Origin of the sequence: Kitasatospora sp. NPDC056783 (assembly GCF_042789895.1) — a bacterium.
Lineage (GTDB): Bacteria > Actinomycetota > Actinomycetes > Streptomycetales > Streptomycetaceae > Kitasatospora.
In genome coordinates, this window is sequence record NZ_JBHUAF010000310.1 from 1 (window position 1) to 10296 (window position 10296).

Sequence of the window (10296 nt, forward strand, 5' to 3'; positions counted from 1 at the left end):
CGCCCGGACCGGCGCCCGAACTCGCCCCCCGCGCCCCGTCCGGGCCCGGGCCCGGGTCCGGCCCGGCGGCGTCCGGCGGGCGCAGCGTGAGGACGTGGCCGGCCAGCGGCAGCAGGGCCCGGTCGTGGGTGATCAGCACGGTGGTGCGCCCCGCCATCAGCCGGCGCAGCGCGGGGACCAGCTGTTCGACGGTGTGCGGGTCCAGGCCGCTGGTGGGTTCGTCCAGGACCAGGACGGGGGTGTCCCGCAGGAAGGCGCGGGCGATGGCGACGCGCCGGCTCTGGCCGCCGGAGAGCTGGAAGCCGTCGGCGCCGATCACGGTGCGGTAGCCGTCCGGGAGCGCGGTGACGAAGTCGTGGGCGCCGGCGTTGCGGGCGGCGCGTTCGATGTCGGCGGGCGGGGCGTCGGGGCGGCCGTAGGCGATGTTGTCGGCGATGGACCCGTGGAACAGCGGGGCTTCCTGGGGCAGCAGCGTGACCGCCCGGCGCAGCGAGACCAGGGTGAGGTCGCGCACGTCCCGCCCGTCGAGGCGGACGGTGCCGGCCTGCGGGTCGAGGAAGCGGACCAGGAGCTTGGCGAGGGTGGACTTGCCGCTGCCGCTGGGCCCGACGACGGCCAGGCTCGCGCCGGGGCTCAGGTCGAAGTCCAGGCCGGTCAGGACGGGCGGCCCGGGCAGTCCGGTGGCGCCCGGGTAGCCGGCCCGCACGCCGCGGAGGGTGAGCCGGCCGCGGACCGGGCCGGTGTCCCGGGCGGTGGGGGGCTCGCGCACCGGGCTGGTGAGGTCGTGCAGTTCCAGGACGCGTTCGCCCGAGGCGCAGGCCGTGCCGGCGAGCGGGACGAGGGCGGCGAGCTGCTCGGCGGGCTCGAACAGCTGGGCCATGAAGGCGGCGAAGGCGAGCAGGCCGCCGAGGCTGAGGTTCCCGTGGACGACTTCCAGCGCGCCGACGCCCACCACGGCGAGCCCGGCCAGCAGTTGCAGCACGCCGACGAGCGGCTGGTAGAGGTCGGCGACCCGGGCTGCGGCGAGTTCGGCGTCCAGCAGGGCCCGGCCCTCCCGGTGGACCCGTTCGACCTCGCGTTCCTCCTGGCCGCAGGTCCGGGTGACCGCCGCGTTGCGCAGGCTCTCCTCCAGCAGCGCGGTGACCCCGCCCGCCCGGCGCTGGACCTGCCGTTCCCGGCGCCGGATGCGGCGCCCGAACAGGCTGGTGGTCAGGATGAACAGCGGGGCGGCCAGCAGCGCGGCCACGGTGAGCGGCCAGCTCAGGTAGAACGCGGCGCCGGTGAACAGCACCAGGCTGACGGAGGCCACGGCGCCCTCGACCAGTCCGGTGGCCACCATCTGCTCGATCGCGGCGATGTCGGTGGTCAGTCGCGCGACCAGGTCGCCCCGCCAGCGGGTCTCCAGGGTGTCGGGTGGCAGGGTGTGCAGGTGGGCGAGGGTGTCGGTGCGCAGTCGCAGCATGACGCGCTCGGCCGTCCTGGTGCTGGTGTAGGTGCCCGCGTAGGTGAACAGCGCGGCGGTGGCGGACGCGCCGAGCATGAGGCCGGCCAGCGGCCAGAAGTCGGCGAAGCGCCGGGGCACCAGGACGTCGTCGATCAGGTCCTTGAACAGCCAGACGGAGACGACCTCGCCGAAGGCCCCGAGGACGAGCAGGACCCCGCTCACCGGCAGCCAGCGCACATCGGGGCGCACCCACGGCCAGAACCGGTGGAACAGCTCCCGCAGCGGGATGAGGGGTGAGTCCGCCACCGGGCCCTGGTCGTCGGTCCGCTGGTCTCCGGTCCGCTGGTCTCCGGTCTCGTCCGCCCCCCGGTCGCCCGCAGGCGCCACATCGCGCATGGACACGGTCCGTTGCTCTAGGAAGCGGCGTGGCTTCGTGACGGGACGCGTCGCCGTCGGGACGGCGGCGGCGTCACTCCCAGGGTGAGGGGCCGGCGGTGGCGCCGCCGGCCCCTTGTGATGGTGCTAATCAGAACTGCCGTGTGCAGTCCCCGCCGAACTCACCGTCACCACATGCCGAAGCGACGACGGTGGTGCCCACGGCGGTTGCGGCGACGACGGCGGCGATCCCTGTCTTCACGACGACCGAAGTAACTCATCACGGCTTCTCTCTCTCGTCTCGGCGGCACTCCCGTGCGCCCGAGACCGGCGCTGACGGCGCGGTCGCGGGGACCTGGAGGCCGTTGCCCGTGGCCGGACCGTTCCGGCCGCCGGTTCGGCGACGCGGGGAACGGTTCGTTCCACTCCTCCAGTATCCGCCCACTGCCGGTGTCCGCAGCCCGAGAGCGATCGGCCCTTGCGGTTACCGGCCCGCCACGGTGGCCGGTGTGCCGCCCGTGACGGTGAGCAACTCCCGGTACGTCATCGGCACGACGGTGTGCGGGTGTCCGGCGGCGGCCCAGAGCACCTCGTACGCCTCCAGCGCGGTGTCGACGACGGTGCGCAACCGGGTCGGGTGGCCGGTCGGGGCGACGCCGCCGATGGCCTGGCCGGTGGCCTCGCGGACCTGGGCGGCGCTGGCGCGTTCGATCGGGCCGGTGCCCAACTGCCCTGCCAGGTAAGCGGTGTCGACCCGGTGGGCGCCGCTGGTCATGACCAGCAGCGGGGCGCCGTCGCAGTGGAAGACCAGGCTGTTCGCGATGGCGCCGATCTCGCAGCCGAGTGCGGCGGCGGCCTCGGCCGCGGTGCGGGCGGAGTCGGGCAGGACGCGGATCTCGCCGGGGATGCCGGCCGCCGCCAGGGCCTCGGCGACGGCCTGGCTGCGGGCGGGGAGGGGGGATGTCATCGGCCCATCATGCCTTCCGCTCCGGAGGGGCCGGGGAGGCCGGGGGAGGCCGCCGGAGCCCCGGAGGCGCGCGCGACGGCGCTCAGCACCGCCCGGGCGCCTGCGGTGAGCACCGAGGCGTCCCGGCCGGCTCCCCACACCACCCGGGGGAACTCGATCCGCAGGCGCCGGGGCAGTTCCAGCCCCTCCCCGGTGTGCAGCAGGTGGGCGATCCCGCCCTTGCCCGACTGGCTGCCGACCCGGATCACCGCTTCGTGGTCCCGCCCCAGGTCGGCCGGGTCGATCGGCAGGCAGGGCACCGACCAGCGGGGCCCGCTCGATCCGCCGGCCGGGCCGGCGGCGCAGCAGGGCGGGCACGTGGACCCGCTCGTGGGCGGGGCGGCAGCGGTGGGAGGGCATGGTGCCGCCGCGCCGGGGGTTCCAGGCGGGGGCGGCGGCCGGGACGGGTCCGGCGGGGGCGTGCGGGGTCGGGAAGCGCAGGGCGGGTTTCCTCGGGCGGGTACCGGGGACCGGCAGGACGGCGCCCCGCAGCGGGGTGCCGGTCAGGTCACGCCCCGCCGCGGCCACCAAGAAGAAGGCCCCCGGGGGGGTGGGCGTCCACGGCTGCCTGCCGGGTAGACTTACCACGACTCAAGTCCTCAGACAACCTGACAGGTGAAACCGATGGCCGCGCTCCGCCCCTCCCCCCTCGCCGAACAGGCCGCCGCGCGGCTGGAGGAGCAGATCCGGGCCGGCCGGTGGCCGGTGGGCGAGAAGCTGCCGGGCGAGGTGGCGCTGGCCAAGGAGCTGGGCGTCGGCCGCTCGACCGTCCGGGAGGCGCTGCGCACCCTCGCGGCGGCCGGGATGGTGCAGAGCCGCCAGGGCTCCGGGGTGCTCGTCACCGCCGACCGGCCCACCGGGGACTGGGCCGCCCGGCTGCGCCGCGCCGAGCTGGCGCACGTCTACGAGGTGCGCACGATGGTCGAGGTGCAGGCGGCCAGGCTGGCGGCCACCCGCCGCACGGAGGCGGACCTCGCCGCGCTCGACGCCGCGCTGGCGGGGCGCCGGGCGGCGGGCGGGGCCGACGACGCCGCCTTCACGGAGGCCGACATCGCCCTGCACACCGCCGTGGTGGCGGCGGCCCACAATCCCGTCCTGGACGACCTGTTCGCCCAGTTCACCCCGGTTCTGCGGGAGCAACTGGCGACCTTGGTCGGGCTGTTCGACCTGCGCGCGGAGGACCCGAACCACGGTTACGAGTCGCACGCCGACCTCGTCCGGGCGCTGCGCGACGGCGATCCGGAGGAGGCCGGACGGGTGCTGGCGGCGGAACTGGAGGCCACCCGGTCCCGCCTGCTGGCGCACTGACGACCGGCCGGCGGCCCGCGGAGCGGCTCCCGGTGGGGCGTCACACACTTTTCACACCCTGGACATCCTTCGGCCGCGCGCCTCATTGACACTGTGTCACGCGGGTCCGGAACCAGCTGCTCCGCATACGTACAGTCAACGAACGCATGACATTGTGCCCTTCACGTGCACAAGTACGGCCCAGGTAGTGAACGGTTTTTCACTCCTATCAAACGATATGACTAGTATCGCTTCGTCAAAAAGCCCGTGCCCCGGACGGCCCGCCCCTCACCGGCCGGCCGCCAGCCTCAAGGAGTCAGCTCTGCGCGCGCGTGCGAATCGGCGGCCCCCGACGCCGAAGGGCCCCCGCAGGCGTCCACGCCTGTCCCTGCGGACGGCGCTGCTCGTCCTGGCCGTCGTCCCCAGCATCGCCCTGGCCGCCCTCTGGGCCGTGACCAGTGGTGAGACCATCGCCGACTTCCAGCGGCTGGCCGACCAGGCCACCATCGCGCAGAAGGCCGGCCAGCCCTCCAACATCGTCTACTACAACCTCCAGGAGGAACGCCGGCTCAGCGCCGAGGCGCTCGCCCGGCCCGCCTCCGACACCGACCGGCTGCGCCACCAGCGGCAGCTGACCGACGACGCGGTGCGGCAGTTCCAGACCCTCTCCGGCACGACCGCCGACAACGCCCCCGCCGAGGTCCGCGCGGCCGTCGTCGAAGCCCGCCAGGCCATGGGCAAGCTCGCCGAGCAGCGCGCCGCCGTCGACCGCGGCACCACCGACCAGCAGAGCGTCTACGCCTACTACACCGACCTGATCAGCGTCGACCTGCGGCTGTTCACCGCACTCAGCCGGGTCGACACCGGCGAGGTCACCTGGCTGTCCAAGACCCTGGTCAACTCCTTCTGGGCCAAGGAGATGCTCTCCCGCGAGGACGCCGTCCTGGCCCGCGGCTGGCCCAGCGGCCGGCTGTCCGTCGCCGACTACCAGCAGGTCCAGCAGCTGATCGGCGCCCAGGACCACCTGCTCGACGTCCAGGTCATCCCGTACATCCCGGACTCCGAGGCACCCGCCTGGCACGACCTGCTCAACAGCCCGTCCTGGCAGGGCAAGGCCGCCGTCGAACAGGCCCTGCTCAAGCCCACCGCCCCCGACGCCAACGGCACCGTCAAGCTCCCCGCGACCCAGGACCAGTGGCGCCAGGCCCTCGACGGGCTCAACCCGCCGCTGGTCAAGGCGATCGAGGACCGCACCAACGGCATCATCGAGGTCGCCAAGGGCGCCATCCTCGGCATGCTCACCCGCGTGGTGCTCACCACCGTCATCGGCCTGATCACCGTCATCGCGGTCGTCACCGCCTCCTGGCGCCTGAGCCGCTCGCTGCGCCGCCGCATCAAGGACCTGCACACCCAGGCCGAGGAGATGCGCCGCACCCTGCCCGAGGTGGTCGAACGCCTCGGCCGCGGCGAGCAGGTGGACGTCGAGACCGAGACCCACTCCATCGAGGCCGGCCCGGCCGACCACCGCACCGACGAGCTGGCCCGCCTCGGCCAGGCGCTCAACCTGGCCCGCTCCGCCGCCCTGGAGGCCGCCGTCGGCCAGGCCGAACAGCACCGCGGCTTCGAGCGGCTGCTCCAGCGGATCGCCCGCCGCACCCAGCTGCTGATCGGCCGCCAGCTGCGCAAGCTGGACGAGCTGGAGCGCCGGCACGACGACCCGGAGGTCCTGGAGGGCCTCTTCGACCTCGACCACCTCACCGCCCGGCTGCGCCGCTACGAGGAGAACCTCGTCATCATGGCCGGCGGCCAGCCGCAGCGGCGCTGGCGCAAGCCCGTCCCGCTGCTGGACGTGCTGCGCGCGGCGCAGGGCGAGGTGCAGGACTACCGCCGGATCTCGATCGACATCGAGGGCCACCCGTGGCTCTCCGAGCGGGCCGTCGGCCCGGTCGCTCACGTGCTCGCCGAGCTGATGGAGAACGCCACCACCTTCTCCAAGCCGCCCACACCGGTCGAGGTGCGCGCCGCCATGGTCGGCCGCGGGCTCGCGATCGAGATCGAGGACCGGGGCCTGGGCATGGACCCGGAGCAGTACGACCAGGCCAACGAACTGATGAGCCGCCCGCCGCACACCGACGTGCTGGCCCGGGCCGACGACATCCGCCTCGGCTTCCACGTGATCGCCCGGCTGGCCTCGCTGCACGGGCTGAGGATCGAGTTCCGCCCGTCCGCCTTCGGCGGCACCCGGGTGGTCGTGCTCGTCCCGGACGAGCTGGTCATCGAGGGCGACACCGGGCTGCCGGACGGTGCCGGCGCCATCGCCGCCGAGCCGATCCCGCTGGTGCGCCGCTCACGCCGGGCGGTGCGCTCGGCCTCCGACGAGGCACCCGCCCAGGTGCCGGCCGGGCCGCCGGTCGCGCCGGTGGAGTCCTTCCCGCTCGGTGACTTCGCGCCGCAGACGGCTCCGGTGCCGCTGCCGCCGGCCGCCGCCGGGCCGGAGCCGGAGGCCGGCCTTCACGGAGCGGCGCTGCCGCAGGAGCCGTACCCCCCGTACCTGCCGCCGGCGCCGGCCGGGCCGTTCGCACCGGCCGAGCCGGCCGAGCCGCTCGCACCGCTCACGCAGTTCACGCCGTTCGTGGCCGAGCAGCCCGAGCAGCCGTACCGGCAGGAGCCGCCCTTCCCGGCGGAACAGCCGTACGGGCACGAGCAGCCGTACCACTCCGGACAGCCCGTTCCGCCCGAGCCGGCGCTCCGGCCGGAGCAGCCGATCGAGCACACCTCCCCGGCCGACCCGGCGCCCGCGCACGACGCCCCGGCCTACCCGGACATCGCCTACGCCCGGGTCACCGAGGCAGAGGCCCCGTACGCCGACGAGCAGTACCGCCCCGCCGACCACTACCGGCTGGCCGAGCGGCGCCGCGAGTACCCGACCTCGGTGCCGTACAGCCCGGCCGAGAACGGCCAGCCCCCGCTGCCGCAGCGGGTCCGGCAGGCGAGCCTGGCAGCCGAGCTGCGGGTGCCGCCGGCCCAGCCCCAGTGGGTCGAGCGCCCCGCCGTGGACACCGGGCCCGCGAGCCCGTTCGAGCGGGCCGGGCGGCCGGTCCGGCGCTCCGGCGCGGCGATCGGCGCCTTCCAGCGCCAGTCCCGCGCCGCCCGGGCCCAGGACAGCGGCGAGCACCCGCTTCCCGCGTCCGCCACCCCGGCGGCCCCCTCCGCCGCACCCGCCGGTCCTCCGGCCACCGCACCGTCCCCCTGGGCCCTCCCGGCCGCGGACTCCCGAACCACACGAACGGATGAGCAGTCATGAACCGCACGATCGCCACCCACCAGGACCTGGACTGGCTGCTGGACGGACTCGTCGACTCGGTGCCCGGGACCAGGAACGCCGTCCTGCTCTCCGACGACGGCCTCGTGGTCAGCCACTCCCGCACCATCGAGCGGGCCGACGCCGAGCGCCTGGCGGCCGTCGCCACCGGCCAGCAGAGCCTGGCCCGCGGCGTCGGGCAGCTCTTCGACGGCGGCCCGGTGCACCAGGTGATCGTCGAGCTCGCCGAGTGCTGGCTGTTCATCATCGCCGCCGCCCAGGGCACCCACCTGGCCGTGGTCGCCTCCCAGGAGGTGGACGCCGAGGTGATGTCCGTCGCGATGCACACCCTGGTGCAGCAGGTGGGCCAGAAGCTCGGCACCCCGGTCCGCCACGACGACACCGCCGCCCCCGCCGCTCCGGCGTCCTTCGACGCCTTCGCCGCCCGGAACCGGGGCTGACGCGGGTGGACCCGTACGGGAACGACGCCTGGGAGGACGGCCCCGGAGGAGACCGGCCGGCCGGTCCGCGGCCCGTCCCCGCCGCCGCCCCGGGGCCCGGTCCGCAGTCCGGTCCGCAGTCCGGCCGGGACGACGGCTGGCGGCGCGGAGCGGTGCCGCACTGGAGCGACCTGGCGGAGGACGAGGCGGAGGACGAGTCGGGCACCATGGTGCGCCCGTACACCATCACCCGCGGCCGGACCGCGCCCGAGCGCGACGACCTCACCCTCATCACCGTGCTCACCACGGACGAGGAGAAGGCCGACGCGGCCCTGGCGCGGGGCAGCCGCGCCGGTGTGCGCGGCCTCCAGCCCGAGCACCGGCTGATCCTCGAACACTGCCGCCGCCCGGCAGCCGTCGCCGAGGTGTCGGCGGGCCTGGACCTCCCGGTCTCGGTCACCAAGATCCTGCTGGGCGACCTGGTCGCCCAGGGCCTGCTGAAGGCCCGGGCACCGCTGTCGGTGGCCCGGGCCGCCGGGGGCGTGGACCTCGGCCTGCTCACGGCCGTACGCGAAGGACTCCGGAGACTCTGAACATGGCAACACCCCACTCCGCCACCGACGACCCCGACGCCCCGGCCGCCCCGGCCGCCGTCAAGATCCTGATCGCGGGCGGCTTCGGCGTCGGCAAGACCACCCTGGTCGGCTCGGTCAGCGAGGTCACCCCGCTGCGCACCGAGGAGTACCTGACCCGGGCCAGCGTCGGCGTCGACGACCTGGCCGGCGTCGACCAGAAGACCACCACCACCGTCGCGCTCGACTTCGGCCGGATCACGATCAGCCCCGAGCTGGTCGTCTACCTGTTCGGCACGCCCGGCCAGGAGCGCTTCTGGTTCATGTGGAACGACCTGGTCAACGGCGCCCTCGGCGGCATCGTCATCGCCGACACCCGGCGGCTGGACACCAGCTTCGCCTCGATCGACTTCTTCGAGAGCCGGGGCATCCCGTTCGTGGTCGCGATCAACTGCTTCCACAACACCAACACCCGTACCCCCGAGGAGATCCGGGCCGCGCTCGACCTCGACCCACAGGTGCCGATGCTGCTCGGGGACGTGCGCGAGCGTGACTTCGGGCGGGACCTGCTGCTCGCCCTGGTCGACCACCTGATGGACCTCGCCTCGGCCCGCGTCGGCTGAACCCGCGCCGCCCCACCCCGATCCGCCTGAACTTCCTTCCGGAGCACTCCCCATGACCAGTCCCCTGCGCGTCCTCGTCCACGGCGGCGGCATCGGCGGCCTCACCCTCGCCACCGCCCTCGCCGAGCGCGGCCACCGGGTCGATGTCGCCGAGCTGCGCGAGCAGTTGGAGGCCCTCGGCGTCGGCATCATCCAGCCGTCCAACGCCCTGCACGTGATGCGCGAGATCGGCGTCCTGGACGACTGCCTGTCCGCCGGCTTCGAGTGGGAGGTGCTGACCATCTGCGACCCGGCCGGCGCCACCCTCGCCAGCATCCCCCAGCCCCGGATGGGCGACGCCCCCTCCAACAACGGCATCCCGCGCCCGGCGCTCGCCCGGGTCCTGGCCGACGCCGCCGTCAAGGCCGGTGCCACCGTGCGGTTCGGCACCACCATCGCCACCCTGACCGAGGACGCCGACGGCGTCGAGGCCGCCCTGACCGACGGTCACACCGGCCGCTACGACCTGGTCGTCGGCTTCGACGGCATCGGATCGCCGCTGCGCCGCCGGCTGTACGGCGAGACGTACGCCCCCGAGTACACCGGCTTCGCCAACTGGCGCGTCACGCTGCCGCGTTCGCCCGAGGTGCGGGGCGTGGTGATGTCCTCCGGCAACCTCAGGGCGAAGGCGCTGCTCACCCCGATCAGCGCGGAGCTGATGTACCTGGGCTCGGTCTTCGCCGAGGCCGAGGACTTCCGCCCGGACCCGGAGCACGCCCACGAGCAGCTGCGCGAGCGGCTGGCGGGCTTCGGCGGCCCGATCGCCGAGGCGCTGGCACAGGTCACCGACCCGGCCGCGGTGGTCTACTCGCGGATCTCCCAGGTCACCGTCGAGGAGCCCTGGCACGTCGGCCGGATCGTCCTCGCGGGCGACGCCGCCCACGCCTCCACCCCGCACCTGGCGCAGGGCGCCGCGATGGCCGTCGAGGACGCCCTGGTGCTCGCCCAGAGCCTCGACGCGGCCGACACCGTCCCGGCCGCCCTCACCGCCTGGGAGGAGCGCCGCCGCCCGCGCGCGATGTGGGTCCAGGCGCTGTCCCGGGCGATCCTCAAGCAGGAGACGGGCACCGCGACCACACCGGAGGAGGACGAGCTGCTGAAGGTCGGCGTCCCCGGCGCCGCGCACGTCCTGGTGCGGCCGTACTGACGGAGCCGAGGGCCCTTCGGGCGCGAACCCGGGCTCGGCGGGGCTGCGTTGTGGCACCCCGC

Annotated in this window: 9 protein-coding genes; 6 read left to right on the forward strand and 3 right to left on the reverse strand. The window is 74.7% G+C overall.

The genetic code is table 11. The features are described 5' to 3' along the window. The 3 genes from ACFRMQ_RS31200 to ACFRMQ_RS31210 form a co-directional block, all read right to left on the reverse strand. On the reverse strand, positions 1-1840 hold a 1840-nt coding region (locus tag ACFRMQ_RS31200), incomplete at its 3' end, for an ABC transporter ATP-binding protein (RefSeq protein ID WP_380734065.1). A gap of 463 nt (positions 1841-2303) precedes the next feature. Further along, on the reverse strand, positions 2304-2786 hold the full coding sequence (locus ACFRMQ_RS31205) for a YbaK/EbsC family protein (RefSeq protein WP_380734066.1): 483 nt from the start codon (positions 2784-2786) through the stop codon (positions 2304-2306). Then, positions 2783-3085, reverse strand: a complete 303-nt coding sequence (locus ACFRMQ_RS31210; protein WP_380734067.1) for a hypothetical protein — start codon at positions 3083-3085, stop codon at positions 2783-2785. The genes ACFRMQ_RS31205 and ACFRMQ_RS31210 overlap by 4 nt, the downstream gene beginning before the upstream one ends. A gap of 364 nt (positions 3086-3449) precedes the next feature. Here ACFRMQ_RS31210 and ACFRMQ_RS31215 point away from each other — a divergent pair, with 364 nt between their 5' ends. The 6 genes from ACFRMQ_RS31215 (at position 3450) to ACFRMQ_RS31240 (ending at position 10234) form a co-directional block, all read left to right on the forward strand. Next, a complete protein-coding gene (locus ACFRMQ_RS31215; protein WP_380734068.1) occupies positions 3450-4133 on the forward strand; it encodes a FadR/GntR family transcriptional regulator in 684 nt (227 codons plus the stop codon). 430 nt (positions 4134-4563) lie between these two features. Beyond that, positions 4564-7416 (forward strand): nitrate- and nitrite sensing domain-containing protein, encoded by a 2853-nt coding sequence (locus ACFRMQ_RS31220; protein WP_380734069.1) that lies wholly within the window; start codon positions 4564-4566, stop codon positions 7414-7416. Then, a complete protein-coding gene (locus tag ACFRMQ_RS31225; protein WP_380734070.1) occupies positions 7413-7874 on the forward strand; it encodes a roadblock/LC7 domain-containing protein in 462 nt (153 codons plus the stop codon). Before ACFRMQ_RS31220 ends, ACFRMQ_RS31225 begins: the two co-directional genes overlap by 4 nt. 5 nt (positions 7875-7879) lie before the next feature. After that, complete coding sequence (locus tag ACFRMQ_RS31230) at positions 7880-8446, forward strand: DUF742 domain-containing protein (RefSeq protein WP_380734071.1); 567 nt, start codon at positions 7880-7882, stop codon at positions 8444-8446. A 2-nt stretch (positions 8447-8448) separates the two neighbouring features. Then, positions 8449-9048 (forward strand): ATP/GTP-binding protein, encoded by a 600-nt coding sequence (locus ACFRMQ_RS31235; protein ID WP_380734072.1) that lies wholly within the window; start codon positions 8449-8451, stop codon positions 9046-9048. Positions 9049-9100: 52 nt separating this feature from the next. Continuing rightward, entirely contained in the window at positions 9101-10234 is a 1134-nt protein-coding gene (locus ACFRMQ_RS31240; RefSeq protein WP_380734073.1) for an FAD-dependent monooxygenase, read from the forward strand. Positions 10235-10296 lie beyond the last annotated feature (62 nt).